Source organism: Pseudomonas sp. FG36, assembly GCF_057809275.1.
The window spans coordinates 1-25,887 of sequence record NZ_JBMDJQ010000009.1; the positions used below are offsets into that span (position 1 = coordinate 1).

Below are 25,887 nucleotides of genomic sequence, written 5' to 3' on the forward strand. Positions count from 1 at the left end.
GAGCGCCGGATTGTGATTCCGGTTGTCGTGGGTTCGATTCCCATCGTCCACCCCAGATTTTTCAGGGGCGCCTCGATTGAATGATCCGGCGCCCTTGTTCTAAGCGTTTCATGCGGACGTGGTGAAATTGGTAGACACACTGGATTTAGGTTCCAGCGGCGCAAGCTGTAAGAGTTCGAGTCTCTTCGTCCGCACCATGTTTCTGTAAGGCTGTACCGCAACACTGCATTATGGTGGGCGTAGCTCAGTTGGTAGAGCGCCGGATTGTGATTCCGGTTGTCGTGGGTTCGATTCCCATCGTCCACCCCATATTTTCAGAAGGCGCCCGGATCGAATGATCGGGCGCCTTTTTTGTTTCTGCCATCCGGTGCCTGTGGCTACTGGTGGTCAGGCGATAAAAGCTGTTAGATTTCAGCCGGTTGAATGCCTGGCCGAACAGGCTGCCAGAGGAGTAGCGCAAATGATTGCAAAAGAGGCGCGCCAGGCCCTGGCGCTGCAGCGTTTTGCCGAGGCCAATCCGCAGTTGCTCGAAGAAATCCGCGAACTGGATGCCCGCGAGCAGGCCCAGCAGATCGAATGGGCGTTCGAGGATGCAGCCCAGGAGCAGGGTGTCCAGCCCTGGGAGTACGCGTTGCAGTTGATCGCCGAGTCGCCGGAGCAGTTACAGGCCATGCGCCTGGAGGTGCACCGCGAGGTGGCCGAGGCGTTGGGTCTGGCTTGGGAAGAATACTGCCAGTTCAACGATATCGAGCCGCAATAAAACTGGCGATCGCCCAGGCTGTTGTTTGTTTGACAAGGTTTTACAACTGCGCGGCATTCGAGGTGGCGCGCGGTCGTTATATGAATAGGCTCGACGCCCCGTCGTGCGGGCCTTCCAGGGAAATCGACCGGCGTGTTTCGCCGACAATCCGGGTGGGGTGACTTCTGGTGCGCGAGTCACTAGAATGTTTGCCCTTGATTCTGGAGTCGGGTTATCGCCGGCTAACGTCTGTGCAACGAGGAATATCCATGCAAGTTTCTGTTGAAAACACTTCCGCTCTCGAGCGCCGCATGACCATCGCCGTTCCGGCCGAGCGCGTCGAGAACGAAGTCAACAAGCGTCTGCAGCAGACTGCCAAGCGCGCCAAGATCGCGGGCTTCCGCCCAGGCAAGGTGCCGATGAGCGTGATCCGCCAGCGTTTCGAGGCCGATGCCCGTCAGGAAGCCTTCGGTGACCTGGTCCAGGCTTCCTTCTACGAAGCCATCGTCGAGCAGAAGCTGAACCCGGCCGGCGCTCCTGCCGTCGAGCCAAAATCGTTCGAAAAAGGCAAGGACCTCGAGTTCGTCGCCATCTTCGAAGTCTTCCCTGAGTTCACCGTTGCCGGTTTCGACTCGATCGCCGTCGAGCGCCTGAGCGCCGAAGTGGCTGACTCCGACCTGGACAACATGCTGGAAGTCCTGCGCAAGCAGAACACCCGCTTCGAGGCCGTCGAGCGCGCCGCGCAGAACGACGACCAGGTCAACATCGACTTCGTCGGCAAGATCGACGGTGAAGCCTTCGCCGGTGGTTCGGCCAAGGGCACCCAGCTGGTGCTGGGTTCCGGCCGTATGATCCCGGGCTTCGAAGAAGGTCTGGTTGGCGCCAAGGCTGGCGAAGAGCGCGTGGTCAACGTGACCTTCCCTGAGGACTACCAGAACCTGGACCTGGCAGGCAAGGCCGCCGAGTTCACCATTACCGTCAACAGCGTTTCGGCCCCTGTGCTGCCAGAACTGAACGAAGCCTTCTTCGCCCAGTTCGGCATCAAGGAATCGACCCTGGAAGGCTTCCGCGCCGAAGTTCGCAAGAACATGGAGCGTGAACTGCGCCAGGCCATCAAGACCAAGGTCAAGAACCAGGTCATGGACGGTCTGCTGGCCGCCAACCCGGTCGACGTGCCGAAAGCCCTGCTGGAAAACGAAGTCAACCGTCTGCGCGTGCAGGCCGTTCAGCAGTTCGGTGGCAACATCAAGCCTGAGCAGCTGCCAGCCGAGATGTTCGAAGAGCAGGCCAAGCGCCGCGTGGTTCTGGGTCTGATCGTTGCCGAAGTGGTCAAGCAGTTCGACCTGAAGCCGGACGAAGCCAAGGTTCGCGAAGTCATCGAAGAGATGGCCTCGGCCTACCAGGAGCCTGAGCAGGTCATCGCCTGGTACTACAAGAACGACCAGCAACTGAACGAAGTGCGTTCGGTTGTACTGGAAGAACAAGTTGTAGATACTGTCCTGCAGAAAGCGACTGTGACCGACAAATCGGTCTCGTACGAAGAAGCGGTGAAACCAGCCCAGGCAGCTGCCGACGCTGAGTAACAGGCTACTCTCGTAGGAAACCCCCACAAGCCAGCCTTCGCGCTGGCTTGTGCGTATTCAAGCCATGACTATTTGGGAGTGAGTGCAGGACATGTCCCGCAATTCTTATATTCAGCAGAGCTCTGACATCCAGGCCGCGGGCGGCCTGGTCCCGATGGTTATCGAGCAGTCCGCCCGTGGCGAACGCGCCTACGACATCTATTCGCGCCTCCTGAAGGAGCGCGTGATCTTCCTGGTCGGCCCTGTAGAGGACTACATGGCCAACCTGGTAGTGGCGCAACTGCTGTTCCTTGAGGCGGAAAACCCGGACAAGGATATCCATCTTTACATCAACTCCCCAGGCGGCTCCGTGACGGCTGGCATGTCGATCTACGACACCATGCAGTTCATCAAGCCGGACGTCTCGACCATCTGCATCGGCCAGGCCTGCAGCATGGGCGCCTTCCTGCTTGCGGCGGGTGCCGCCGGTAAGCGCCACTGCCTGCCCAACTCGCGGGTGATGATTCACCAGCCGCTGGGCGGTTTCCAGGGCCAGGCGACCGATATCGAGATCCACGCCCAGGAAATCCTCAACATCAAGGCGCGCCTGAACGAGCTGCTGGCCCATCACACCGGCCAGCCGCTGGAAACCATCAAGCGCGACACCGAGCGTGACAACTTCATGAGCGCTGCGCGCGCGGCCGAGTACGGCCTGATCGACTCGGTCTACGACAAGCGGCAACTGGCATCCTGAAGCAATGCGCCAGAGCGGGTGGGTGCAGATTGCGCCTACCCGCGGACTTGAAAAAGCCAGCGATTGCCTTCATCTTGTGTTTCAAGCCTACCGGATTGGATCGATCGAATGACTGACACCCGTAACGGCGAGGACAACGGCAAATTGCTCTATTGCTCCTTCTGCGGCAAAAGCCAGCACGAAGTGCGCAAGTTGATTGCCGGCCCCTCGGTATTTATCTGCGACGAGTGCGTCGACCTGTGCAACGACATCATCCGTGAGGAGGTGCAGGAAGCCCAGGCCGAGAGCAGCGCGCACAAGCTACCCTCGCCGAAAGAAATCAGCGGTATCCTGGACCAGTACGTCATTGGTCAGGAACGCGCGAAAAAGGTGCTGGCAGTAGCGGTGTACAACCACTACAAGCGCCTGAACCAGCGTGACAAGAAGGGCGACGAAGTCGAACTGGGCAAGAGCAACATCCTGCTGATCGGGCCGACCGGCTCGGGCAAGACGCTGCTGGCCGAGACGCTCGCGCGCCTGCTGAACGTACCGTTCACCATTGCCGATGCCACCACCCTGACCGAAGCCGGTTATGTGGGTGAGGACGTCGAGAACATCATTCAGAAACTGCTGCAGAAGTGCGACTACGACGTGGAAAAGGCCCAGATGGGCATTGTCTACATCGACGAGATCGACAAGATCTCGCGCAAGTCGGACAACCCGTCCATCACCCGTGACGTCTCGGGCGAGGGCGTGCAGCAGGCGCTGTTGAAGCTGATCGAGGGCACTGTTGCCTCGGTGCCGCCGCAAGGCGGTCGCAAGCACCCGCAACAGGAGTTCCTGCAGGTCGATACCCGCAACATCCTGTTCATCTGCGGTGGCGCGTTCTCTGGCCTGGAAAAGGTCATCCAGAACCGCTCCACCAAGGGCGGCATCGGCTTCAGTGCCGAAGTGCGCAGCAAGGAAGAGGGCAAGAAGGTCGGCGAGTCGCTGCGTGAGGTCGAGCCGGACGATCTGGTCAAGTTCGGCCTGATTCCGGAGTTCGTCGGCCGTCTGCCGGTACTGGCGACGCTGGACGAGCTGGACGAGGCTGCGCTGATGCAGATCCTCACCGAGCCGAAGAACGCGCTGACCAAGCAATACGCCAAGCTGTTCGAGATGGAAAGCGTCGACCTCGAGTTCCGCAGCGATGCGCTCAAGGCCGTTGCGCGCAAGGCTCTGGAGCGCAAGACCGGCGCCCGTGGCCTGCGTTCGATCCTCGAGGGCGTGCTGCTCGACACCATGTACGAGATCCCTTCGCAGAAGGATGTCAGCAAGGTGGTGATCGACGAAAGCGTCATCGAAGGCTCTTCGCAGCCGCTGCTGATCTACGAGAACAGCGAGCCGCAAGCCAAGGCCGCTCCCGACGCCTGATCGGGAACGGGGTAGCAACAGGAAGGGGCCTTTTTGGCCCCTTTTTGCATTTCATGGCCTGGGCGCTTGTAATTTCCCAGGGCTGCCCCCACATTAGCCCCAAGCACCATTTCCAACGGTTTCCGGCCACATGGCCGCTGTAGAGGCGAAATCATGAAGACCACCCTCGACTTGCCTCTTTTGCCATTGCGCGACGTTGTCGTCTATCCGCACATGGTCATCCCACTGTTCGTGGGGCGTGAGAAGTCCATCGAGGCCCTCGAGGCCGCGATGACGGGCGAGAAGCAGATCCTCCTGCTGGCCCAGAAGAATCCTGCCGACGACGATCCAGGCGAAGACGCCCTGTATCGCGTGGGCACCGTCGCCACCGTGCTGCAACTGCTCAAGCTGCCCGATGGCACCGTCAAGGTGCTGGTCGAGGGTGAGCAGCGTGGCGCTGTCGAGCGCTTCAACGAAGTCGATGGCCATATCCGTGCTGAAGTCAGCCTGATCGACGAAGTCGAGACCGCCGAGCGCGAGTCCGAGGTCTTCGTGCGCACCTTGCTGTCGCAGTTCGAGCAATACGTGCAACTGGGCAAGAAAGTCCCGGCCGAAGTGTTGTCCTCGCTCAACAGCATCGAAGAGCCTGGACGCCTGGTCGATACCATGGCCGCGCACATGGCGTTGAAGATCGAGCAGAAGCAGGAGATCCTCGAGATCGTCGAGCTGCAGGCGCGTGTCGAGCACGTGCTGGCGCTGCTCGATGCCGAGATCGACCTGCTGCAGGTCGAGAAGCGCATCCGTGGTCGCGTGAAGAAGCAGATGGAGCGCAGCCAGCGCGAGTACTACCTGAATGAGCAGATGAAGGCCATTCAGAAGGAGCTCGGTGATGGCGACGAAGGTCACAACGAAGTCGAGGAGCTGAAAAAGCGCATCGACGCCGCAGGCCTGCCCAAGGACGCCCTGGCCAAGGCCCAGGCCGAGCTGAACAAGCTCAAGCAGATGTCGCCGATGTCGGCCGAAGCCACCGTGGTGCGCTCGTACCTCGACTGGCTGGTGCAGGTGCCGTGGAAGGCCCAGAGCAAGGTGCGCCTGGACCTGACCAAGGCCGAGGAGATCCTCGACGCGGACCACTATGGCCTGGAAGAGGTCAAGGAGCGCATCCTCGAGTATCTCGCCGTGCAGAAGCGGGTGAAGAAGATCCGCGGCCCGGTGCTGTGCCTGGTCGGTCCACCTGGCGTGGGCAAGACCTCGCTGGCCGAGTCGATCGCCGCCGCCACCAACCGCAAGTTCGTGCGCATGGCCCTGGGGGGCGTGCGTGACGAAGCTGAGATCCGTGGCCACCGTCGTACCTACATCGGTTCGATGCCCGGTCGTCTGATTCAGAAAATGACCAAGGTCGGTGTACGCAATCCGCTGTTCCTGCTCGACGAGATCGACAAGATGGGCAGCGACATGCGTGGTGACCCGGCTTCGGCGTTGCTGGAGGTGCTCGACCCCGAGCAGAACCACAACTTCAACGACCACTACCTGGAAGTCGACTACGACCTCTCGGACGTGATGTTCCTGTGCACCTCGAACTCGATGAACATCCCGCCGGCGCTGCTTGACCGTATGGAAGTCATCCGCCTGCCGGGCTACACCGAGGACGAGAAGATCAACATCGCGGTTAAGTACCTGGTGCCCAAGCAGGTCAAGGCCAATGGTTTGAAGAAGGATGAGCTGGAGGTCGACGTCTCGGCCATCCGCGACATCATTCGCTACTACACCCGCGAGGCCGGCGTGCGTGGCCTGGAGCGCCAGATCGCCAAGGTCTGCCGCAAAGTGGTCAAGGAGCACACCGGCGCCAAACAGGTGAAGGTCAAGGTGACCGGCGAGCAGCTCGAGCAGTTGCTGGGCGTGCGCAAGTTCCGCTACGGCCTGGCCGAGCAGCAGGATCAGATCGGCCAGGTCACGGGCCTTGCATGGACCCAGGTGGGTGGCGAATTGCTGACCATCGAGGCCGTGGTCATTCCCGGCAAGGGGCAATTGATCAAGACCGGTTCGCTCGGCGACGTCATGGTCGAGTCGATCACTGCCGCGCAGACGGTGGTGCGCAGTCGCGCTCAAAGCCTGGGGATCGCTGCAGACTTCCACGAGAAGCGCGACGTTCACATCCACATGCCCGAAGGTGCCACGCCCAAGGATGGCCCGAGCGCCGGTATCGGCATGTGCACCGCGCTGGTGTCGGCCCTGACCCAGATCCCGGTTCGCGCCGATGTGGCGATGACCGGTGAGATCACCTTGCGTGGCCAGGTTCTGGCCATTGGCGGGCTCAAGGAAAAACTCCTGGCGGCACACCGTGGCGGCATCAAGACGGTGATCATTCCGGAAGAGAATGTTCGCGACTTGAAGGAGATTCCGGAAAACATCAAACAAGATCTTCAGATCAAACCGGTCAAATGGATTGACGAAGTCCTCCAAATTGCGCTGCAATACGCCCCGGAGCCCTTGCCAGATGTGGCTCCGGAGATTGTCGCGAAAGATGAGAAGCGCGACGGCGATGCTAAGGAAAGAATCAGCACGCACTAGTACGTATTTCGCTGGGGGGCTTTGGTTGACAGCATTTTCGGCCCCTTGCTATAAAGCGGCACGCCAGTGTCAACAGGCCACCCAGCGCTCGTTTCATAAGCTTTTCATTACATACTTAGAAACAAACTCAATAGAGAAATAAGGGGACTTAGAGTGAACAAGTCGGAACTGATTGACGCTATCGCCGCATCCGCTGACATCCCGAAAGCTGTAGCCGGCCGTGCGCTGGACGCAGTGATCGAATCCGTTCAAGGCGCCCTGAAAGCCGGTGACGATGTTGTCCTGGTTGGCTTCGGCACCTTCTCGGTCAAGGAGCGCGCAGAGCGCACCGGCCGTAATCCGCAAACCGGCAAGGCGATCAAGATCGCTGCCGCCAAGGTTCCTGGCTTCAAAGCTGGCAAGGGCCTGAAAGACGCCGTCAACTAAGTCGTCTTTCAGCCGGCCCGGGCGTCGCCAGGGCCGACCGCGTGACGGCGGGTCGCAAACGTTCCCGCTGGCACGCTCGCTTCGAAAAGGCGCATCCACTGGATGCGCCTTTCTTCTATCAGGATTCTACCCACGCTCCGCGGTTGTCGACGCAGTGGTACAGCCGTTTCTGGGGGACGCATGCTGCAGAATATCAGGGACAATTCACAAGGTTGGATTGCCAAGACCATCATCGGCCTCATCGTCGTACTGATGGCGTTGACCGGTTTCGAGGCCATTTTCCAGGCCGCCAGCCATAGCCAGGACGCCGCCAAGGTGAACGGCCAGACCATCAGCCAGAACGAGCTGAGCCAGGCCGTGGACATGCAGCGCCGTCAGCTGATGCAACAGTTGGGCAAGGATTTCGACCCTGCGCTGCTGGACGAGAAGATGCTGCGCGAAGCCGCGCTCAAGGGGCTGATCGATCGCAAGCTGCTGTTGCAGGGTGCCGAAGACGCCAAGTTCGCTTTTTCCGAGGCCGCGCTGGATCAGCTGATCCTGCAGACGCCTGAATTCCAGGTCGATGGCAAGTTCAGCGCCGAGCGCTTCGATTCGGTCATCCGCCAGATGGGCTACGGCCGCATGCAGTTCCGCGAGATGCTCGCCCAGGAAATGCTCATCGGCCAACTGCGCACCGGCCTTGCCGGCAGCAGCTTCGTCACCGACAAGCAGGTCGAGGCCTTCGCCCGCCTCGAGAAGCAGACCCGTGATTTCGCCTCGCAGACCTTCAAGGCCGATCCGGCCGCGGTCAAGGTGAGCGACGACGAGGTCAAGGCGCACTACGACCAGCACGCCAAGGAATTCATGACCCCGGATCAAGTGGTCATCGATTACCTCGAGCTGAAGAAGTCGGCCTTCTTCGACCAGGTCAAGGTCGACGACGGCGAGCTCAAGGCCCTGTACGAGAAGGAAATCGCCAATCTGGGCGAGCAGCGCCATGCCGCGCACATCCTGATCGAGGTCAACGACAAGACTGACGATGCCAAGGCCAAGGCCCGCATCGAAGAGATCCAGCAGCGCCTGGACAAGGGTGAGGACTTCGCCAAGCTGGCCAAGGAATTCTCCCAGGACCCGGGTTCGGCCAACACCGGTGGTGACCTCGGCTTCGCTGGCCCTGGCGTGTACGACCCGGCCTTCGAGGACGCGCTGTACAAGCTGAACAAGGACCAGGTATCGGCACCGGTGCGCACCGAGTTCGGCTACCACCTGATAAAGCTGCTGGGCGTGCAGGCGCCGGACGTACCGAGCTTCGCCAGCCTGAAGGACAAACTGACCCACGAGCTGAAGACCCAGCAGGTGGAGCAGCGCTTCGTCGAGGCCACCAAGCAGCTCGAAGACACCGCCTTCGAAGCTTCCGACCTGGCCCAGCCGGCCCAGGACCTGGGCCTGAAGGTACACACTTCCGCAGCCTTCGGTCGCGAGGGCGGCGAAGGCATCACTGCCAACCGTGCGGTGATCCAGGCCGCGTTCAGCGAGCAGGTGCTGGAAGAGGGCGCCAACAGCAACGCCATCGAACTCGATCCGGAAACTGTGGTGGTCGTGCGCGTCAAGGAGCACCGCAAACCCGAGCAGCTGCCGTTGGAGGCCGTGGCCAAGAACATCAGCGAGCACCTGGCCAAGGAGAAGGCGATTGCCGAACTCAAGGCCAAGGCCGACAAACTGATCGCTGGCCTGCGCGATGGCTCGGTCAAGGCCGAAGGTCAGGGCTGGAAGCTCCATGAAGCGGTCACTCGCGGCCAGGACGGCATCGATCCGGCCGAGCTGCAGGCGGTGTTCCGCCTCGGCAAGCCAGCGGCCAAGGACAAGCCGGTCTACGGCAGCGTGGTGCTGGGCGATGGCAGCCTGGTGGTCCTGCAGTTGAAGGGCGTCAACGAAGGTGCCGCCGCCACCGATGAAGAGAAAGCGCAGATCCGTCGCTACCTCGCATCGCGTGCCGGTTCGCAGGACTTCGCGGCCTATCGCAAGCTGCTGGAAGGCAGTGCCGACATCACCCGCTACTGAGTCGTGTGCTGATCGCGAAACAGGCCGCTTAATGCGACCTGTTTCGTTTTTGTGCTTGATGGCGCTATCGCGATGGCCTCAGGAGCGCCGAACCCCTTCATGATTGTCCAGCGTGTCCCGGGCAATCTCCCGCCCCAGGGCGATCAGCTCCGGCGCCTTGTAGAACTCGAAGAAGCGGCATACCCGCTTGGGAACGTTGATCAGCACATCCGGCGGATACCCGGCGATCTTGTACTGCGCCAACGACGTCTGCATCACTTCGAAACTCTGGTTGATCAGGTCCAGCAAGGACGCCGGGCCGACGTTGTCGACGATGAACGAGCCGGTGGCCGACTTGGGCGCGCCTTCGCTCTGCGGCGCCGCCGCCGGCTGCTGGCCTTGCGGTTCGGCGCTCTCGCCCAGCCAGGGGTTGGATGCGGCGAGCCCTTCGGCGACGATCTCCTGCTCCAGACGGATCAGCTGTTCGGCCGGCTTGCGTCGGAACGGCAGGCGCGACCCCAGCGAGCTGATCAAGGCGTCGAAACGCATCTTGAACGCCGCCGGACGCTCGATCACCGGCAACTGATACTGCATCTGGTTGGTGGCGTTGAGGTTGACGGCGATGATCAGGTCGCAGTGGCTGGACACCACCGGGACGATCGGCAGCGGATTGAGAATGCCGCCATCGACCAGCATGCGATTGCCTTGCACCACCGGGGTGAACAGGCTGGGGATGGCCGCCGAGGCGCGCATGGCCTGGTGCAGGCAGCCCTCCTGGAACCATATTTCCTGCTGGTTGGTCAGGTCGGTGGCGACTGCCGTGTAGGGAATGCGCAACTGCTCGATGTTGATCTCGCCGACGATCTTGCGGATTTGCCCGAACACCTTGTCGCCACGAATGGCGCCCAGGCGAAAGCTGACATCGACCAGGCGCAGCACGTCGAGGTAGTCCAGGCTCTCGATCCAGCTGCGGTACTCGTCGAGCTTGCCGGCGGCGTAGATGCCGCCGATCACCGCGCCCATGGAGCAACCGGCGATGCAGGCGATCTCGTAGCCGCGCCGTTCGATTTCCTCGATCACGCCGATGTGCGCATACCCTCGGGCGCCACCGGAGCCCAGTACCAATGCCACGCGTTTGCCCATGACTATTCCCCCTGCAGCTGTGCAACCATGGTCCAACAATGCACCTAATGGCACCTGTGCTTCAATGTAGCCCGCGCTGAACTACGCTGAGCAGGGCACTTTTCGTTTGCTGTGCCGTCGAACGGCCACCTTAGTTTTTCACCCTCGAGGTATTACCGATGAAAGCCTGGATCACCCTTCCTCTGATTGCCCTGGCCCTGGCCGGCTGCGCGGGCAAGACGGCCTATCGCGACAGTTGCGCGACCCAGCTCGATGCCGCCTGGAAGGAACTGGATCTGGCCAAGGCCGAAGGCTTTGCCGGCACCGTGAGCTATTCCAAGGCGTTGTCGCTGCTGACCGGCGCCAAGACCCAGCAGCAGTTCGAAGGCTTTGAAGGTTGCACCCGCAAGGCCGAGAAGGCGCGTTTCTACATTCGTGAGTCCCGCGCCGGGCGTTGAGTGAGGAGCGTCACATGCCGAGCATGATCGACCATGTGGTTTCCAGGGTCCTGGCCCTGCAGGTGGGGATGCTGGCCTGCCGCGAGCGTCTCGCCGCCGATACCGATAGCGAGGCGCTGCACGACCTGCGCACCACCCTGCGGCGGCTGCGTAGCTTGTTGCGGCCCTTGCGTGGCTTGCCGGGTGTCGAGCAGTTGGAGGAAGCGGCGGGGGCACTGGGCACGCTCACCACACCGTTGCGTGACCGCGAAGTGCTGGCCGCGCAACTGGTCGGGCGCGGTCATGTGCAGGCCGGCGAGCGCCGCCAGGAGGGAAGGGCACGGACCTTTGCCGGCGTCGCGTCCAGTGCCCAGCTTACTCGGGTACTGGCGATTCTCGACGCCTTCCCGCTGTTCTTGCGTGCTGCCGACCGCGAAGGCTTGATGCAAGGCATGCGCAGGCGCATCGACAAGCGCCTGGAGAAGCAATGGCGCAAGCTGGCCAAGGCACTGGATGATCCGGCCCATGATCGGCATCGTCTGCGCCTGCTGATCAAGCGCGTTCGCTATGGGGACGAGGCCTACCCCCAGCTCGAGCATGCCGGCAAGAAGCTGCGGCGTCTGTTGAAAAAAGCGCAAGGCGATCTTGGCGACTGGCATGACCGCGTGCAGTGGTTGCTGCAGGTGCGTGAGCATAGCGACCTGGCGGGCTGCAAGGTGGCCTGGGAGCATGAGCTGCATGCTGCCGAGGGGCGCTCGGATCTGACTCTCGAGGCATTGCAAAAAGCCCTGGCGCGCCGTTAGTCCCGGCAAATGACCGAAATGCGGGCTGTGGCTGGCGTGATCGCTGGTTACTATCGGTTCTTTTCGCGCAGGAGCCCTGGCACATGAACTTCACAGAATTGCTGACAGCCGCGCGCACTCACCCCGAGGCGGTCAGCGTGCCGGCTGGCTGGGCCCAGGGGCGGGCGGTGTTCGGCGGCCTGATGGCGGCGATGGTGCACGAAGCGATGCGCCAGAAGCTCGACGACAACCGCCCTGTGCGTTCGCTGGCCATCACCTTCGTTGGCCCGGCGGCGCCGGATATGCCGATCAGCCTGGAGGTGGAAGTGCTGCGCGAGGGCAAGGCGGTCAGCACCTTGCTGGGGCGCGCCGTGCAGGATGGCCAGGTGGTGACCCTGGTGCAGGGCAGTTTCGGTGCCGGTCGTCCTTCCGTGGTGGCGGTCGACGCGCCAGCCGCGATGCCGATGAAGCCGGTGCAGGAGGCGGCACCGGAGCTGCCCTTCATCAAGGGCATTACACCGGAGTTCATGCAGCACGTGGCGTTTCGCTGGGCGGTGGGCGGCCTGCCGTTCAGTGGCAACGACTCACGGCATATGGGCGGTTGGGTACGCCTGCGTGATGTCGCCGAGGAGCTGGTCGGGGTGGCGCACCTGCTGGCGCTGGTCGATGCCTGGCCGCCCAGCCTGCTGCCATATCTCAAGCAGCCCGCCGCCGGCAGCACGCTGACCTGGACGATCGAGTTCGTGCAGCCCACGCCGCAGCTGTCGACCCTCGACTGGTGCCGCTATGTGGTCGAGACCGAGTATGCCCGGGATGGCTATGGGCATGCGGCCGCTGCGTTGTGGACGGCCGAAGGGGAGTTGCTGGCGTTGAGCCGGCAGACGGTGACCGTGTTCGCCTGAGCCATCTTCAGCAAGTCAATCGCGGGGCAAGCCCGTTCCCACCGCGCTCAATGGCGCTTGTGGGAGCGGGCTTGCCCCGCGATGTTTTCGCTCAGTGGCGATGCTTGTGCCGCTCGCGCCAGGCCCGCCACCAGGCGCCGCTCAGCACGAAGCGCGGGAAGGTGATGAACTGCTCGGTGAGCAGCCGCTGCACGGCATCCTGGCGATTGGCGAAAGGCTCGGGCTGCTCGGCTTCCAGGCGATGCCCCTGGCGTTGCAGGCCGAGCCCGGCCACCAATGCGATGACACCCACGGCGATCTGCGACAGGTCCAGCCCGAACAGCCCCGACAACACCAGCAGCGCGCCCAGGATGAACAGCGGCACGGCGATCAGATGCAGCACCAGGTTGGTGGGGTGGCGGTGATTGTGGTGGTAGCCGCGCCATTGCCAGGCGGGCAGGTTGGGCAGTCGTTTGCTCATGGACAGATCCTCGGGGGCCTGTGCAAAGCTTAGTGCGGCCCCCGCATGGGGGCCAATCGAGGCTGGCTATGGTGACCATAGCCAGTGAGGGTCAGAGCTTGAGCTGGCCGATGGCCTTGTTCAGTTCGCCGGCGAGGGTCGCCAGTTCGCTGCTGGTGGTGGCCGAGCCCACGGTCTGCTGCACGGTCTCTTCGGTCACGTCGCGGATACTGACGACGGCGCGGTTCATCTCCTCGGCCACCTGGCTCTGCTGCTCGGCGGCCACGGCGATCTGGGTGTTGCTTTCGCGCATCTGCGCCACGGCGCTGGTGATCTCGGCCAGGGCCTCGCCGGCCTCGCGCGCCTGCTTGACGCAATCGTCGGCCTTGTACGAGCTTTCCTGCATGAAATCCACTGCGTCGCGGGTGCCGGCCTGCAGGTCGGCGACCATGGTGGTGATCTCGTCGGTAGAGGTCTGCACACGCTTGGCCAGGTTGCGCACTTCGTCGGCGACCACGGCGAAGCCCCGGCCCAGGTCGCCGGCCCGGGCGGCCTCGATGGCGGCGTTGAGGGCAAGCAGGTTGGTCTGTTCGGCAATGCTGTGGATGACCCCCACCACGCCATTGATTTTCTGGCTGTCGTCAGCCAGCTGGCGGATCATCTCGGCAGTCTGCTGCACACCGCTGGATAGCCCGGCAATAGAGTCCTGCACGCGGCTGACCACGGCCTGGCCGCTGCCGGCCAGGGTATCGGCGGTCTGCGACAGGTCGCGGGTGGCGCCGGCGTGCTGGGCGATATGGTGCACCGTGGCGGTCATCTCGTTGATCGCGGTAGCCGCCTGGTCGGTCTCGCTCTGCTGGCCGATCATGCCGTGGCGCACCTCGTCCATGCTGCCGGCCAGGCGCGCGGCGCCCGAGTCGAGCTGCGCGGCGGTGCGCGCCACGGTGCTGACCACGCGGTGGTAAGTGGTCTGCATGGCGTTGAACGCACCGGCCATCTGCCCGACTTCGTCGCCGCAGGCCAGCGGTACCCGGGCCGAGAGGTCGCCGGTTTTTTCCACGTGCAGCATCACGTCCTTGAGGGTGTTGAGCTGGCTGAGCAGGAAGCGGATCAGCAGCTGCGAGGCGCACAGCATCGCCAGCATCAGGATCAGCACGCACACGGCATAGTTGCTGAAACGGTCGAAATAGACCTGGCGCAGGCTGGGGGACTGGGCAAGCACGGCGATGTGCTGCTCGTCCCGGCGCAGCACCTGGGCGCCGCGCAGCGGGTTGTCGCCGAGGATCCAGGCACTGGGCAGTTCGACCCAGCCCTGGGCATCGCGCAGGGCCTCGAGCGGTTCGCCGGCAAACTGCGGTGTCTGGCCGTTGCGCCACTTGATCAGGTTGGCCTGCGTGGGTAGCGCCTGCCCGGCGGGCCAGGCCGCGAGCAGTTCGGCCTGGGCCTGCGCTTGCGCCTGGGCGCCGCTGGCGCGGGCCTGCTGCTCCAGGTGCACGGCATAGAGCACCAGCATCAGCGTGGTGACGAAGGCCACTGCGTTGACGGCCCAGAACTTGTATTTGAGGGAAACGTTGCTAAGCCAGGCACCCATGGTAGGTCTTCTCTGAGTTGGCGGAAACATTATTGGCAAGGTGCCATCATTGTGCCCGCCAAGGCCAGGGACCTCGTTGATATGCGTCAAGAAACCTCAGGCAGGCCAAAGAACGCGCGGGCGCAGGCGCTGGTGTGGGCGGCGGTGTGTTCCACCGTTTCGCCGCGGTGCAGCGCCACCTCGCGAAGCACTTCGGGGAGGAACGCGGGCTCGTTGCGGCCGTTCTTCGGCTTGGGCCTGAGGCTTCGTGGCAGCAGGTAGGGCGCGTCGCTTTCCAGCATCAGGCGGCCTTCCGGGATGTTGCCGACCAGCGGGTGCAGGTGGGTGCCACGGCGCTCGTCGCAGATCCAGCCGGTGATGCCGATGTGCAGGTCCATGTCGAGGTAGGCGAACAGTGCCTGGCGTTCACCGGTGAAGCAGTGCACCACCGCCGCGCTCAGGTGGTCGCGGTAGCTCCTGAGGATCGCCAGCAGGCGCTCGCTCGCCTCGCGCTCGTGAAGGAACACCGGCAGGCGCAACTCGACCGCCAGCGCCAGCTGCGCCTCCAGGGCCTTTTCCTGGGCGGGGCGTGGGGAGAAGTCGCGGTTGAAGTCCAGGCCGCATTCGCCCACGGCCACGACCCGCGGCTGGGCGAGCAGTTCGCGCAGCTGACGTTCGCTGTTAGCGCTCCAGTGGCTGGCATCGTGGGGGTGCACGCCGGCAGTACTGAACAGACGCTGTCCGGGCTCGTCTAGGCGTTGGCAGAGCTCCAGCGCTTCGGCGCTGACATCCAGACTGGTGCCGGTAAGGACCATCTGTGTCACGCCGGCTTCCACGGCACGTTCGACGATAGCGGCCTGCTGGTCGCGGAAACTGCTGTTGGTCAGGTTGACGCCGATATCGATCAGTTGCATGGTGCTACCTCTTGCCGCGGGGCGGCCAGCATAGCAAAAACCGCGATATCGCGAAAAAACCAAGAACTTCAAACGTTTGCCGTGGTCTGTTGCGGTCATTTATCACGGATCGATCACAGCGCATGGTGCCTGCCAACCGCCCTCGGACCCTTACCGCCATGGTGCGAACCTTTTTCACCAGCCTGTTGCTGTCCGGGTTGCTGGCCGCCGGGCCGGTCGCTGCCGGCGAAGCGGGGCCGCAGCAGCATGTGCCTGCCAGCCAAGCCCGGGACCTGGCGCAGATCCGCTCGAGCAAGGTACTGCGGGTGCTGGTCAACCAGAGCCGCAACAGTTCCGGCGAGGTAAAGGGTGAACCGGTCGGGATCGAGTACTACCGCCTGCGTGCCCTGGAGCACGCCCTCAATGCCCGGGTCGCCGACGGCCAGGAAATCACCCTGAAGATCATCCCCCGCGCCAAGGAGCAGTTACTCGGTGCGCTGCAGCGCGGCGAGGGCGATCTTGCCGCGCCCGGTGAACTGCTTGACCCCGGCCTGGTGCGCGGCGTCGAGGCCAGCGCCCCGGTGCTCGACCAGGTTCCCCTGCAACTGGTCGGGCGCAAGGGCGAGCGCGGCTACAACCGTGCCGAACAGCTGTCCGGGCGCACCATCGCCCTGACCACCGCCAGTGCCGCGGGGCCGGCGATCGAGGCGATCAACCAGCAACTGGCGCTGCGCAAGCGGGCACCGATCAAGGTGGAGTGGGTTGACCCGACGCTGGCGGTGGAGGATGTGCTGGAGATGGTCCAGGCGGGCATCTACCCGCTGACCGTGGTGGAGCGTCCCATCGCCCAGCGCTGGGCGCGGGTGATGCCGCGCCTGCGGGTCGACAGCAAGCTGCAACTGGCACCGCCCCAGGCCATGCGCTGGTATCTGCGCAAGGATGCGCCGATGTTGCGCACGGCGGTGGACCGCTTCCTGGCCACCTACCGCGCGCCCGACAACCAGGACGCGGCGTTCGAGCGTATCTACCGGCGCCAGTACCGGGTGCACAATCCATTGGCCCGCCAGGACCGCCAGCGCCTGGCCGCGTTGCGCCCGGTGCTGCAGAAACATGGCGGCGACCAGCAGTTCGACTGGCTCAACCTGGCCGCCCTGGCGTTCAAGGAGTCCACCCTCGATCCCAAGGCAAGGGGCACTGGTGGTGCCCACGGGCTGATGCAGATCACGCCGTCGGCGGCCCAGCGGGTAGGCGTGAGCAACACCGCCACGGTGGATGGCAACGTCCAGGCCAGCGCCCGCTACCTGGCGCTGATCCGCCGCAAGTTCTTCGCCAGCCCCCAGCTCAACGAGCGCGAGCGCATGGCGTTCATCCTGGCTGCCTACAACCTCGGGCCGGAGCGGGTTCAGGCCATGCGCGCCGAAGCCCGGCGACGGGGGCTCAATGGCAACCAGTGGTTCTTCCAGACCGAGCGCATTGCCATGGAGCAGGTGGGCATGGGGCCGGTGAACTTCGTCAACAGCGTCAACAAGTACTACCTTGCGTTCAACCGCGAGCGCGCCTCCCTGGAGCGGGTGGCCAAGCGCTAATTAAATCTAATTATTCGATTTGATTCACGCGATTATTGCGATTTTCTTATTCGATGATTTGATTATGATGGCGCCCATCCAACACACACCTGCTCAAACAAGGAAGCACCTCATGAACAACTCCCTGAAAGCCCTTTTCATCACTCGCGCCGGCTACGGCCTGAGCGTCGTGCGCATCCTGGTCGGTGTCATCTTCATGGCCCACGGCGCGCAGAAACTCTTCGGCCTGTTCGGTGGCTACGGCCTGGAAGGCACCGGCCAGTGGATGGAAAGCATCGGCTTGGCTCCGGGCTACCTCATGGCCCTGCTGTCCGGCAGCGCCGAGTTCTTTGGCGGCCTGGCGCTGGTGCTCGGCCTTTTGGCCCGCCCGGCTGCGCTGGCGCTAAGCGTGACCCTGGTAGTGGCGATCTTCTCGGTGCATATCGGCAACGGGCTGTTCATGTCCAACAACGGTTATGAGTTCGCCCTGGCGCTGCTGGCCGGCACCGTGGCGGTGCTGATCGAGGGTGCGGGCCGCCTGTCGCTGGACCGTGTGATCGCACGCTGAAACAAAGCTGCAAGCTTCAAGCCTCAAGCTGCAAGTGGTCAAAGCGATCGACTTGCAGCTTGTAACTTGCGGCGTGTCCCTCTAGCATACCGATTGCGCCGATTTAAACAGCTACTTGCGGGGCGCAGGCAAGGCCCCCGACGGGTCTTGCGAAATACCGCTAAAGCGCTGGTTCGGTGACGCCTCCCACCGCTGCCCAGCGGGATCAGCGAGGCGGAGAGAGACTCCATGAGTTGCCCACGTACCAGTGTCTGTTTGACCCCCCTGGCCAAGAACCAGGCTTCCCGTACCCCGCGCATCCTGCTCGGCGGCCAGCATCAACCCACGCTTTTGCGCAATCTCGATGGCTTCTCCCGGCGCAAGGGCCAGGCCTGTGCCTTCCTCATCCAGTTCTCCGACAGCTGTGACCAGCTCGATCAGTACGGCAACGACCGCTTCGACCTGGCCGTGATCCAGGCCCCCGCGGCGCAGGATGCCGACGAGGTCATCGGCCAGCTCACCCGCATCGCCCGCCAGGGGCTGATCACCCGCCGTTGAGCGGCGTGTCGCGGCCAGGCGTTTTTCGTTAAGCTCGGTCTCTCGGTGGGCGCCTTGCGCCTGCTGTGGATGCGCTGAGGAGACAGTCGTTGAGCACCAACATCATTACCACCGAAGGTCACGCGGCCCTGAAAAAGGAGCTCGATCATCTGTGGCGGGTCTATCGCCCGGAAATCACCCAGAAGGTCACCTGGGCCGCCTCGCTGGGCGACCGCAGCGAGAACGCCGACTACCAGTACAACAAGAAGCTGCTGCGCGAGATCGACCGCCGCGTGCGTTACCTGCGCAAGCGCCTGGAAGACGTTAAGGTAGTCGAGTACTCGCCCCAGCAGGAGGGCAAGGTGTTCTTCGGCGCCTGGGTGGACATCGAGAACGATGACGGCGAACAGTTGCGCTTTCGCATCGTCGGCTATGACGAGATCCACGGGCGCAACGACTATATCTCCATCGATTCGCCCATGGCCCGGGCGTTGCTCAAGAAGGAGGAGGGCGACGAGGTGGTGGTGCACACCCCCACGGGTGAGGCGACCTGGTACGTCAACCGCATCAGCTACCTGGGCAGCGATGCCCGATAGACCTCTACCAGCACCTGTGCCGCTGCTGCGATCTGCTCATCGGTGAGCGCTGCATAGCCGATCAGCACGCCGGCGGGCCAGGTGTGCCGGCGGCAGAACAGGCCGATCGGCTGCAACACCAGCCCGCTTTGCCGGGCCCGCTCGCAGAACGCCTGCTCACTGACGCCGTGGGGTAACCAGAGGACGAAGTGCAGGCCGGATTGCTCGCCGCTGACGGTCATGCCTGGCTCTGCCGCGAGTCGCTCGAGCAGCAGGTCCCGGCGGCGTTGGTAGGTCTGCCTTGCGATGCGCAGGTGCCGTTCATAGTGACCGCGCAGCAGATACTGGCGCACCGTCCGCTGGGCGATGATCCCCGGCGTCTGCCCCGTTGCCACCAGCCAGTCGATGAACCGTGCGCGCAAGGTTCGCGGTACAACCGCGAAGCCTAGCCTCAGCCCGCTGAACAAGGTCTTGTTGAAGCTGCCGCAGAACAGCACCCGGTCATGCTGGTCGAGCGCCTTGATCGCCGGCAGTGGCGCGCAGGCATAGTTGTATTCGCTGTCGTAGTCATCCTCGACGATGTAGGCATCGCGGATCTGTGCCCAGTCCAGCAGCGCCTGCCGTCGCTGGACACTCATGCAGATGCCCAGCGGAGCCTGGTGCGCGGGCGTGGTGTGCACCGCGCGGACGTTGTCGTGCGTGGCCAGTTGGTCGACGTCCAGGCCTGCCTGGTCCACGGCGACGCAGATCACCCGCCTGCCGGTCTGTTCGAACATGCGTGCGGCCCAGGAGTAGCCCGGATCTTCCAGGGCGATGGCGTCGTCCTGTTCCAGCCACTGGCTGATGAAGTGCAGGGTGTGGCGAATGCCCTGGGTCACGACGATATCCTCGACGTCGCACTCGATGCCCCGATAGAGACGGATGTGCGCCGCGATAGCCTTGCGCAGCAACATGTCACCCGCGTGCGGAACGCTCTCGGTGATTGTCGCAAGGGCATCGGCGGCCAGTTGCAGATGACGCTGTTCAAGCAGCGTCGGGTCTGCCAGCCGGGCGACGAAGGGCACGCCTCTCTGCAACCGGGCTTCTGGCAGGGCGGCAGGGCTGAGGCAGGGCGCGGGCTCGCGGGGGCGAGCGAGCGTGGCCAGGGGCTGGTCGTTGGCGGCGATCAGCGCGTCGGGACGCAGCGGTGCGACCACTGAGCCCGCGCCTTGTCGGCGCAGGATGCAACCTTCCAGGGCGAGTTGTTCGAAAACCAGCTCGACAGTGCCCCGCGCCACTCCCCACCGCTGGGCGAGGGTGCGGGTGGAGGGCAGGCGTGTGCCGGGCGCCAGATGGCCACAGGCGAGCAGCTCTTGCAGGAAGGCATAGAGCAGTTGGTGCTTGCGGGCCGAAGGTTTGGCGGACAGCTCGAACGGCAGGGCAAGGTCAAGGGCAAGCGGTTGTTTGCCTCTGGCCATAAGTGGTCTACATGCAGGAAGGCTTAATGGACCTTCATGGTAGCCAGCGCAATCCCTAAGCTCAATCCACGTAACAATTTGTTGCGGTGCGCAAAGAAGCGCACCCGATTCCATCGTGCGCCCAGGCGTAGACGGAACCGGTATTCATTCTTTGCAAGGAGTCAACGAGTCATGACGGTTCTGCAGTGGTTGCCCATGTTGCTGGCCCCGCACTATGAACAGGTGATGCTGGCATGAGTGCGCCGAGCGCGAGTCCCTGGTTGACCCTGGCGCTGTTGAGCGCCGTCGTGGTGCCGCAGGTGGGGCTGGGCGTGATGGTGCCGGCATCGGCGCGGTTGGCCCAGGACCTCCATGTGGGGGTGGCGAGCGTGCAGAACACGCTTGTGGTGTACATGGTCGGTTACGCCGTATCGGTGATCATGGCCGGGCTGCTTTCCGATCGGTTCGGCCCCAGGGCCGTGCAGTTGGGCGGTCTGGCGCTGGCGCTGGTCGGCGCCTTGCTGGCGGCCAGCGCCGAGGGCTTTACGCTGTTCATCCTCGGCCGTTTGCTGCAATCGCTGGGCGGCTGCGTCAGTACCGTGACCACACGCCTGGTCGTCAGGGAGGTATATCCCGAAGCGCAGCGTCTGCCGGTTCTGAGCACCCTGGCCGCGGCCATTGCCGTCACGCCTTGCGTGGTGCCATTGCTGGCCGGTGCTGTGCTGCCTGGGCTGGGGTGGCGCGGGGTGCTGCTGTGTGCCGGCGCATTCAACCTGCTGGTGTTGCTGGTGTTCGTCGGCTTTACCCGGCCCACGGCAGGCGGCGGGCAGGCGATCGGATCGGTTGGCGCCATCTGGCGCGTATATCGGCGCAATATGGGCAATCCTGACTATCGGCGCAATGCGGCCTGCATCAGCCTGGTGTGGATGAGCTACTTCGCGCTGCTGTCGTCTTCCTCTCATGCCTTCCAGCAGGTGCTAGGTTTCAGTGAGCTGGAGTATGGTGCGCTGATCGGCGCCTGTGCCTGTGGCTATGTGGTGGGCAGCACCACCGCGCGGCGCCTGAGCCAGACCCACGACCTGGACGCGCTGCTGGCGCTCGCCGCGATGATCGGGTTGGGAGGTAGCATCGGCCTGTTTCTGGGGCTGCTGCTGGTGGGGCCGGGGACGCTGGTGTTCCTGCTGCCGATGATTGCGCTGCTGGTCTGTACCGGCATGGTCATCCCGATCACGCAGGCAGGGTTGTTGCGTTGCGTCAGCCAGGACGTCGGCATGTCGTCGGGGCAGTTCTTCTTTCTGCAGATGATGGCCGGCGCCCTGTACTCACTGTTCCTCAGTTGCATCCCGCCGCTGGACCTGAACCACCTGGCGATCGCCGTCGCTGCCCCGGTAGTGCTCATGGCGGGGGTGGTGGGGCGGCTGCGCCTGCGCGACCGCTTGCAGGCCAGCCAGTCCTGAATCCAGGGTTCAGCCCTCGCGCAGCACGCTCAGCGGGCTGCTGTTCAGTGCCCGCCGGGTGCCATAACCACCGGCGGCGCCGATCAGCAGCGCGCCCAGCAGCGGCAGCAGGAGCAGCGCCGGGTGCGGCGCCCAGGCCAGGTCGAAGGCATGACGGTACAGGCCGAAGGTGATCAGCTCGCAGCCCAGTGCCGCGAGCAGGCCGCTGGCGGCGCCGAGCAGGCCGAACTCGATGCGTCGGGCCTTTACCAGCAGCGGGCGTGCCGCTCCCAGCGCCCGCAGCAGGGCACCTTGGCGGATGCGTTCGTCGAGGGTCGCCTGCAGGCCGGCAAACAGTACCGCCAGCCCCGCGGCCAGCACGAACAACAGCACGTACTCCACTGCCAGGGTGACCTGGGCGAGGATGCTGCGCAGTTGGGCGAGCAGTGCATCGACCTGGAGCACGGTCACCGCCGGGAAGGCCCGGGACAGCGCGACGATTTCCTGGTCGTGGCCCGGCGCCAGGTAGAAGCTGGTGAGGTAGGTGGTGGGCAGGCCTTGCAAGGTGCCCGGCTGGAAGATCATGTAGAAGTTGGGCTGGAAACTGTCCCAGTGCACGCTGCGCAGGCTGCTGACCCGGGCCTGGCGTTGTTGGCCGCCGATGTCGAAGGTCAGCAGGTCGCCCAGTTGCAGGTGCAGGCTCTGCGCCAGCTCCGCCTCCACGGAAACCCCGGGGGCTTCATCGTTGGCGGGTGCCTGCTGCCACCATTGGCCGGCGCTCAGGGCGTTGCCCTGGGGCAGTTCAGCGGCCCAGGTCAGGCTGAGGTCGCGCTGGATGGCGCGTTCACCGGTGGACTCCTTGCTGACCAGCTGGCGCACCGGCTGCTCGTTGATATGGGTCAGGCGGCCGGGAATCACCGGGTACAGTGGCGCGGCGGTGGCGTTGATCTGGGCCAGGCGCTCGGCGAACGGCTGGCGCTCGTCGGGCAGGATGTTCAGGGCGAAATGATTGGGCGCGTCCTTGGGTAGCTGCGCCTGCCAGGTGTCGAGCAATTCCGCCCGCAGCAGGGCGACCAGACCCATTGCCAGGAGGATCAGGCCGAAGGCCAGGGCCTGGCCGGCGGCGGCCAGCGGGTGACGCAGCAACTGCCCGAGCCCCAGCCGCCAGGCCAGCGGCGCGCCGGCCAGCAACCGGCGCAGGCTGCGCAGGCCGAGCAACAGTAATCCACCCAGCAGCAAGGCGGCGATCAGCCCGCCGCCGAGCAGGGCGAAGGTCAGCAGCAAGTCCAGGCTCAGGCGCCACATGATCAGGCCCAGGGCGAGCAGTGCGGCGCCGTACACCAACCAACTGCTCGGTGGCAGTGGCAGCAGGTCGCGGCGCAGCACTCGCAGCGGCGGCACGCGGCCCAGGGCTGCCAGTGGCGGCAAGGCGAAGCCGGCCAGGGCTACCAATCCGGTGCCGATGCCGGCCAGCGCCGGCGTGAGGCCACCGGGTGGCACCTGGCTGGGCAGCAGGCCTTCGAGCAGGCGGAACAACCCCAGCTGGGCGAGCCAGCCGAGCAGCGCGCCGATGACTGCGGCGGCGACACCGAGCATTGCCAGTTGCAGGCTGTAAAGGCCGAGGGCCTGGTGCCGGGACAAGCCCAGGCAGCGCAGCAGGGCACTGGCATCCAGGCGCCGCGCGGCGTAGCGGCTGGCCGACAAGGCCACGGCGACGCCGGCCAGCAGCACCGCCACCAGGCTCGCGATGTTCAGGTAACGCTCGGCCTTGCCCAGTGCGCCGCCGATCTGTCGGTTACCGTCGCGGGTGTCGAGCAGGCGTTGATTGGCGGCCAGGTTTTTTTCCGCCGTCTGCCGGTACTTTTGCAAGGTGTCGATATCACCGCGCCACAGGTCGCGGTAGCTGACCCGGCTGCCGGGCTGGATCACGCCGGTGGCGTCCAGGTCGGCGAGGTTCATCAGCACTCGCGGCGTAAGGCTGTAGAAGTTGCCGGCGCGGTCGGGCTCGTAGGTCAGCACGCGGCTCATGCGCAGGGTCTTCATGCCTACGTCGATGCTGTCGCCGATGGCCAGGCCGAGCGCCGCGAGCAGGCGCGGCTCGACCCAGGCTTCACCCGGTGCCGGGCCGCCGCCGGGCACTTCCTCGGCGTAGGGCGCCGGGGCGCTGCGCAATTGCCCGCGCAGCGGGTAGGCGGGGTCGGTCGCCTTGATGCTGGAAAGCTGGATGCCGCTGTCGCCACCGACCACGCTGGTGAATTCCACCACCCGCGCATGGCTCAGGCCCAGCGCCGTGCCATCGGTGATCTGCTGTGCGCTGGGCGCAGCGCTGCCCTGCAGGACCAGGTCGGCGCCGAGGAACTCGCTGGCGCGCAATTGCATGGCGCCGTTGAGCCGCGCGCCGAAGTAGCCGATGGCGGTACTGGCCGCCACCGCCACCAGCAGGGCGAAGAACAGCACGCGTACTTCGCTGGCGCGCGCGTCACGCAGCAACTGGCGCAGCGCAAGGGTGCACAGGCGTGGGAACGATAGGCGGGTCATCAGGGCTCCAGGGGCGCCACCAGGCGTCCGGCATCCAGGCGGATCAGGCGGCGGCAGCGCTTGGCCAGGCGTTCGTCGTGGGTCACCAGCACCAGGGTGGTGCCGCGCTCCTGGTTCAGTTCGAACAAAAGGTCGCTGATGCGCTCGCCGGTGTGGCTGTCGAGGTTGCCGGTGGGCTCGTCGGCGAACAGCACGGCCGGTTGCGCGGCGAAGGCGCGGGCGATCGCCACCCGCTGCTGCTCGCCGCCGGAGAGCTGGCGCGGGGTGTGGCTCAGGCGTTTGCCCAGGCCGACCCGCTCGAGCAGGCCGCGCGCGTGCTCGCGGGCATCGCGGCGACCGTCGAGCTCCAGCGGCAGCATGACGTTCTCCAGGGCGTTGAGGCTGTCGAGCAACTGGAACGACTGGAACACGAAGCCGACGTGCTCGGCGCGCACCCGGGCGCGCTGGTCCTCGTCGAGGGGGCCGAGATCGTGTCCGGCGAGAATCACCTTGCCGGCGCTGGGGCGGTCGAGCCCGGCGAGCAGGCCCAACAGCGTGGACTTGCCGGAACCGGAGGCACCGACGATGGCCAGGCTGTCGCCCTGGGCGAGGTCGAGGGAGAGGGCGTGGAGGATGGTCAGGTCGCCTTCCGCGCTGGGGACCACTTTGCTAAGGTTCTGCGCAACGAGAATGCTGGGGCCCATGGAGAATCCGATGCGAATGTGGTGGTTGAGTGCCGGTCTGGCCCTGTGTTGCCTGGCCCAGGGCGCGGCGGCGGGAACATTGCTGGTCGTGGGCGATAGTATCAGCGCCGGTTTTGGCCTGGATACCCGCCAGGGCTGGGTCAACCTGCTGCAACAGCAACTGCGCAAGGAGGGTTTTGACGACCAGGTGGTCAATGCCTCCATCAGTGGCGACACCAGCGCGGGCGGCCAGGCGCGGCTGCCGGCGCTGCTTGCAGCGCACAAGCCGGACCTGGTGGTGCTGGAGTTGGGTGGCAACGATGGCCTGCGCGGGCAGCCACCGCAGCAATTGCAACAGAATCTTGCGGCAATGATCGACCAGTCCCGCGACGCGGGGGCCAAGGTCGTGTTGCTGGGCATGCGCCTGCCCCCCAACTACGGTGTGCGCTACACCACGGCGTTCGCCCAGGTCTACGAGCAACTGGCCACGGAGAAAAAGGTGCCGCTGGTGCCGTTTTTCCTCGACGGCGTGGGCGGGGTGCCGGAGCTGATGCAGGCCGATGGCATCCACCCAGCCGCCGCCGCCCAGCAGCGCTTGCTGGAAAATGCCTGGCCGGCGATAAAACCCTTGCTGTGACGCTTTTATCGGGGGCCGCTTTCGGCTAATGTTGCGCCCCCCGTTTCGAGTGCCCCCGATGCCGCGCCCTGCCTGGTCCCTGTACGCCTACCAACTGATCGAGCCCGACGAGCAGCTCGACCTGTTTGCCTGCCAGGAAGTGCGCATCCACCTCGCCGCCCGCCAGCTCGAACTCGGCGTGCCTGTCGACCGTACCTTGTGCGGTGGCCTGCTGCCCGCGCAGCCGCGCTGGTCGGGCGTCGAGCGGGCCATCTACCGTGACGAGCGCCTGTGTGAGTTGTGCAAGGCAATCCTCGATGCCCAGCGGCGTGGCATGCGCCCGGTGTGGCCGGAACTCTGAGCGCCTTTCATCATCTGAAATGCTTGC

The 25,887-nt window shown here is 64.4% G+C and carries 24 protein-coding genes and 2 tRNA genes; 19 read left to right on the forward strand and 7 right to left on the reverse strand.

The window, feature by feature from the left end:
- Positions 1–112: 112 nt before the first annotated feature.
- From ACODS9_RS09235 to ACODS9_RS09275, 9 genes are all read left to right on the forward strand, one after another.
- Positions 113–197 (forward strand) — tRNA-Leu (locus ACODS9_RS09235).
- Between the two features lie 36 nt (positions 198–233).
- Positions 234–309 (forward strand) — tRNA-His (locus ACODS9_RS09240).
- Between the two features lie 151 nt (positions 310–460).
- The gene (locus ACODS9_RS09245; RefSeq protein WP_023629743.1) at positions 461–760 is read left to right on the forward strand and encodes a DUF6388 family protein; all 300 of its coding nucleotides are present in this window, start codon (positions 461–463) and stop codon (positions 758–760) included.
- 248 nt (positions 761–1,008) lie between these two features.
- Positions 1,009–2,322, forward strand: a complete 1,314-nt coding sequence (gene tig, locus ACODS9_RS09250; RefSeq protein ID WP_489093776.1) for a trigger factor — start codon at positions 1,009–1,011, stop codon at positions 2,320–2,322.
- A 91-nt stretch (positions 2,323–2,413) separates the two neighbouring features.
- Complete coding sequence (gene clpP, locus ACODS9_RS09255) at positions 2,414–3,055, forward strand: ATP-dependent Clp endopeptidase proteolytic subunit ClpP (protein WP_023629742.1); 642 nt, start codon at positions 2,414–2,416, stop codon at positions 3,053–3,055.
- 108 nt (positions 3,056–3,163) lie between these two features.
- Positions 3,164–4,447 (forward strand): ATP-dependent Clp protease ATP-binding subunit ClpX, encoded by a 1,284-nt coding sequence (clpX, locus tag ACODS9_RS09260; RefSeq protein WP_489093777.1) that lies wholly within the window; start codon positions 3,164–3,166, stop codon positions 4,445–4,447.
- A 153-nt stretch (positions 4,448–4,600) separates the two neighbouring features.
- Entirely contained in the window at positions 4,601–6,997 is a 2,397-nt protein-coding gene (gene lon, locus ACODS9_RS09265; RefSeq protein ID WP_046854889.1) for an endopeptidase La, read from the forward strand.
- Positions 6,998–7,150: 153 nt separating this feature from the next.
- A complete protein-coding gene (locus ACODS9_RS09270) occupies positions 7,151–7,423 on the forward strand; it encodes an HU family DNA-binding protein (protein ID WP_023629739.1) in 273 nt (90 codons plus the stop codon).
- Positions 7,424–7,603: 180 nt separating this feature from the next.
- The gene (locus ACODS9_RS09275) at positions 7,604–9,463 is read left to right on the forward strand and encodes a SurA N-terminal domain-containing protein (protein WP_094011286.1); all 1,860 of its coding nucleotides are present in this window, start codon (positions 7,604–7,606) and stop codon (positions 9,461–9,463) included.
- A 78-nt stretch (positions 9,464–9,541) separates the two neighbouring features.
- Here the strand turns inward: ACODS9_RS09275 and ACODS9_RS09280 are convergent, their stop codons facing one another.
- On the reverse strand, positions 9,542–10,585 hold the full coding sequence (locus tag ACODS9_RS09280) for a patatin-like phospholipase family protein (protein ID WP_046854891.1): 1,044 nt from the start codon (positions 10,583–10,585) through the stop codon (positions 9,542–9,544).
- 158 nt (positions 10,586–10,743) lie between these two features.
- On the opposite strand from ACODS9_RS09280, the gene ACODS9_RS09285 reads away from it, so the two are divergent.
- The 3 genes from ACODS9_RS09285 (at position 10,744) to ACODS9_RS09295 (ending at position 12,685) form a co-directional block, all read left to right on the forward strand.
- Entirely contained in the window at positions 10,744–11,022 is a 279-nt protein-coding gene (locus ACODS9_RS09285) for a hypothetical protein (protein WP_046854892.1), read from the forward strand.
- Positions 11,023–11,036: 14 nt separating this feature from the next.
- Positions 11,037–11,804, forward strand: coding sequence for a CHAD domain-containing protein (locus ACODS9_RS09290; protein WP_489093778.1), 768 nt, complete (start codon positions 11,037–11,039; stop codon positions 11,802–11,804).
- An 83-nt stretch (positions 11,805–11,887) separates the two neighbouring features.
- Positions 11,888–12,685, forward strand: coding sequence for an acyl-CoA thioesterase (locus tag ACODS9_RS09295; RefSeq protein ID WP_489093779.1), 798 nt, complete (start codon positions 11,888–11,890; stop codon positions 12,683–12,685).
- Between the two features lie 91 nt (positions 12,686–12,776).
- Here the strand turns inward: ACODS9_RS09295 and ACODS9_RS09300 are convergent, their stop codons facing one another.
- The 3 genes from ACODS9_RS09300 to ACODS9_RS09310 all read right to left on the reverse strand — a co-directional run bounded on the left by ACODS9_RS09300 (position 12,777) and on the right by ACODS9_RS09310 (position 15,608).
- Positions 12,777–13,145 carry an Mpo1-like protein gene (locus tag ACODS9_RS09300; RefSeq protein ID WP_046854895.1) on the reverse strand — a complete coding sequence of 123 codons (369 nt, stop codon included), beginning with the start codon at positions 13,143–13,145 and terminating at the stop codon, positions 12,777–12,779.
- A gap of 91 nt (positions 13,146–13,236) precedes the next feature.
- Positions 13,237–14,715, reverse strand: coding sequence for a methyl-accepting chemotaxis protein (locus ACODS9_RS09305; RefSeq protein ID WP_489093780.1), 1,479 nt, complete (start codon positions 14,713–14,715; stop codon positions 13,237–13,239).
- An 86-nt stretch (positions 14,716–14,801) separates the two neighbouring features.
- Entirely contained in the window at positions 14,802–15,608 is an 807-nt protein-coding gene (locus ACODS9_RS09310) for a TatD family hydrolase (protein WP_489093781.1), read from the reverse strand.
- A gap of 158 nt (positions 15,609–15,766) precedes the next feature.
- Between ACODS9_RS09310 and ACODS9_RS09315 the strand changes: the two genes are divergently transcribed.
- From ACODS9_RS09315 to greB, 4 genes are all read left to right on the forward strand, one after another.
- Entirely contained in the window at positions 15,767–17,173 is a 1,407-nt protein-coding gene (locus ACODS9_RS09315; protein ID WP_489093782.1) for an MltF family protein, read from the forward strand.
- A 112-nt stretch (positions 17,174–17,285) separates the two neighbouring features.
- The gene (locus ACODS9_RS09320; RefSeq protein WP_489093783.1) at positions 17,286–17,720 is read left to right on the forward strand and encodes a DoxX family protein; all 435 of its coding nucleotides are present in this window, start codon (positions 17,286–17,288) and stop codon (positions 17,718–17,720) included.
- Between the two features lie 228 nt (positions 17,721–17,948).
- Complete coding sequence (locus ACODS9_RS09325; protein ID WP_046854898.1) at positions 17,949–18,257, forward strand: hypothetical protein; 309 nt, start codon at positions 17,949–17,951, stop codon at positions 18,255–18,257.
- An 89-nt stretch (positions 18,258–18,346) separates the two neighbouring features.
- Positions 18,347–18,832, forward strand: coding sequence for a transcription elongation factor GreB (greB, locus tag ACODS9_RS09330; RefSeq protein ID WP_217869111.1), 486 nt, complete (start codon positions 18,347–18,349; stop codon positions 18,830–18,832).
- On the opposite strand, the gene pdxR is transcribed toward greB, so the two are convergent.
- Entirely contained in the window at positions 18,808–20,268 is a 1,461-nt protein-coding gene (gene pdxR / locus ACODS9_RS09335; protein ID WP_489093784.1) for a MocR-like pyridoxine biosynthesis transcription factor PdxR, read from the reverse strand. The genes greB and pdxR overlap by 25 nt on opposite strands.
- A 233-nt stretch (positions 20,269–20,501) precedes the next feature.
- On the opposite strand from pdxR, the gene ACODS9_RS09340 reads away from it, so the two are divergent.
- Positions 20,502–21,704: an MFS transporter gene (locus ACODS9_RS09340; protein ID WP_489093785.1), complete on the forward strand. Its 1,203-nt coding sequence runs from the start codon at positions 20,502–20,504 to the stop codon at positions 21,702–21,704.
- 9 nt (positions 21,705–21,713) lie between these two features.
- Here ACODS9_RS09340 and ACODS9_RS09345 read toward each other — a convergent pair whose 3' ends face one another.
- Positions 21,714–24,221 carry an ABC transporter permease gene (locus ACODS9_RS09345; protein WP_489093786.1) on the reverse strand — a complete coding sequence of 836 codons (2,508 nt, stop codon included), beginning with the start codon at positions 24,219–24,221 and terminating at the stop codon, positions 21,714–21,716.
- Positions 24,221–24,904 carry an ABC transporter ATP-binding protein gene (locus ACODS9_RS09350; protein WP_028692620.1) on the reverse strand — a complete coding sequence of 228 codons (684 nt, stop codon included), beginning with the start codon at positions 24,902–24,904 and terminating at the stop codon, positions 24,221–24,223. The genes ACODS9_RS09345 and ACODS9_RS09350 overlap by 1 nt, the downstream gene beginning before the upstream one ends.
- A 10-nt stretch (positions 24,905–24,914) precedes the next feature.
- Between ACODS9_RS09350 and ACODS9_RS09355 the strand changes: the two genes are divergently transcribed.
- Complete coding sequence (locus ACODS9_RS09355) at positions 24,915–25,520, forward strand: arylesterase (RefSeq protein ID WP_046854903.1); 606 nt, start codon at positions 24,915–24,917, stop codon at positions 25,518–25,520.
- Positions 25,521–25,578: 58 nt separating this feature from the next.
- Positions 25,579–25,860 carry a hypothetical protein gene (locus tag ACODS9_RS09360; protein ID WP_046854904.1) on the forward strand — a complete coding sequence of 94 codons (282 nt, stop codon included), beginning with the start codon at positions 25,579–25,581 and terminating at the stop codon, positions 25,858–25,860.
- Positions 25,861–25,887: the final 27 nt, after the last annotated feature.

Coding starts and splice junctions, on each gene's coding strand:
- ACODS9_RS09245 (WP_023629743.1), top strand. CDS start 461: ATGATTGCAAAAGAGGCGCGCCAGGCCCTGGCGCTGCAGCGTTTTGCC.
- tig (WP_489093776.1), top strand. CDS start 1,009: ATGCAAGTTTCTGTTGAAAACACTTCCGCTCTCGAGCGCCGCATGACC.
- clpP (WP_023629742.1), top strand. CDS start 2,414: ATGTCCCGCAATTCTTATATTCAGCAGAGCTCTGACATCCAGGCCGCG.
- clpX (WP_489093777.1), top strand. CDS start 3,164: ATGACTGACACCCGTAACGGCGAGGACAACGGCAAATTGCTCTATTGC.
- lon (WP_046854889.1), top strand. CDS start 4,601: ATGAAGACCACCCTCGACTTGCCTCTTTTGCCATTGCGCGACGTTGTC.
- ACODS9_RS09275 (WP_094011286.1), top strand. CDS start 7,604: ATGCTGCAGAATATCAGGGACAATTCACAAGGTTGGATTGCCAAGACC.
- ACODS9_RS09280 (WP_046854891.1), bottom strand. CDS start 10,585: ATGGGCAAACGCGTGGCATTGGTACTGGGCTCCGGTGGCGCCCGAGGG.
- ACODS9_RS09285 (WP_046854892.1), top strand. CDS start 10,744: ATGAAAGCCTGGATCACCCTTCCTCTGATTGCCCTGGCCCTGGCCGGC.
- ACODS9_RS09290 (WP_489093778.1), top strand. CDS start 11,037: ATGCCGAGCATGATCGACCATGTGGTTTCCAGGGTCCTGGCCCTGCAG.
- ACODS9_RS09295 (WP_489093779.1), top strand. CDS start 11,888: ATGAACTTCACAGAATTGCTGACAGCCGCGCGCACTCACCCCGAGGCG.
- ACODS9_RS09300 (WP_046854895.1), bottom strand. CDS start 13,145: ATGAGCAAACGACTGCCCAACCTGCCCGCCTGGCAATGGCGCGGCTAC.
- ACODS9_RS09305 (WP_489093780.1), bottom strand. CDS start 14,715: ATGGGTGCCTGGCTTAGCAACGTTTCCCTCAAATACAAGTTCTGGGCC.
- ACODS9_RS09310 (WP_489093781.1), bottom strand. CDS start 15,608: ATGCAACTGATCGATATCGGCGTCAACCTGACCAACAGCAGTTTCCGC.
- ACODS9_RS09315 (WP_489093782.1), top strand. CDS start 15,767: ATGGTGCGAACCTTTTTCACCAGCCTGTTGCTGTCCGGGTTGCTGGCC.
- ACODS9_RS09320 (WP_489093783.1), top strand. CDS start 17,286: ATGAACAACTCCCTGAAAGCCCTTTTCATCACTCGCGCCGGCTACGGC.
- ACODS9_RS09325 (WP_046854898.1), top strand. CDS start 17,949: ATGAGTTGCCCACGTACCAGTGTCTGTTTGACCCCCCTGGCCAAGAAC.
- pdxR (WP_489093784.1), bottom strand. CDS start 20,268: ATGGCCAGAGGCAAACAACCGCTTGCCCTTGACCTTGCCCTGCCGTTC.
- ACODS9_RS09340 (WP_489093785.1), top strand. CDS start 20,502: ATGAGTGCGCCGAGCGCGAGTCCCTGGTTGACCCTGGCGCTGTTGAGC.
- ACODS9_RS09345 (WP_489093786.1), bottom strand. CDS start 24,221: ATGACCCGCCTATCGTTCCCACGCCTGTGCACCCTTGCGCTGCGCCAG.
- ACODS9_RS09350 (WP_028692620.1), bottom strand. CDS start 24,904: ATGGGCCCCAGCATTCTCGTTGCGCAGAACCTTAGCAAAGTGGTCCCC.
- ACODS9_RS09355 (WP_046854903.1), top strand. CDS start 24,915: ATGCGAATGTGGTGGTTGAGTGCCGGTCTGGCCCTGTGTTGCCTGGCC.
- ACODS9_RS09360 (WP_046854904.1), top strand. CDS start 25,579: ATGCCGCGCCCTGCCTGGTCCCTGTACGCCTACCAACTGATCGAGCCC.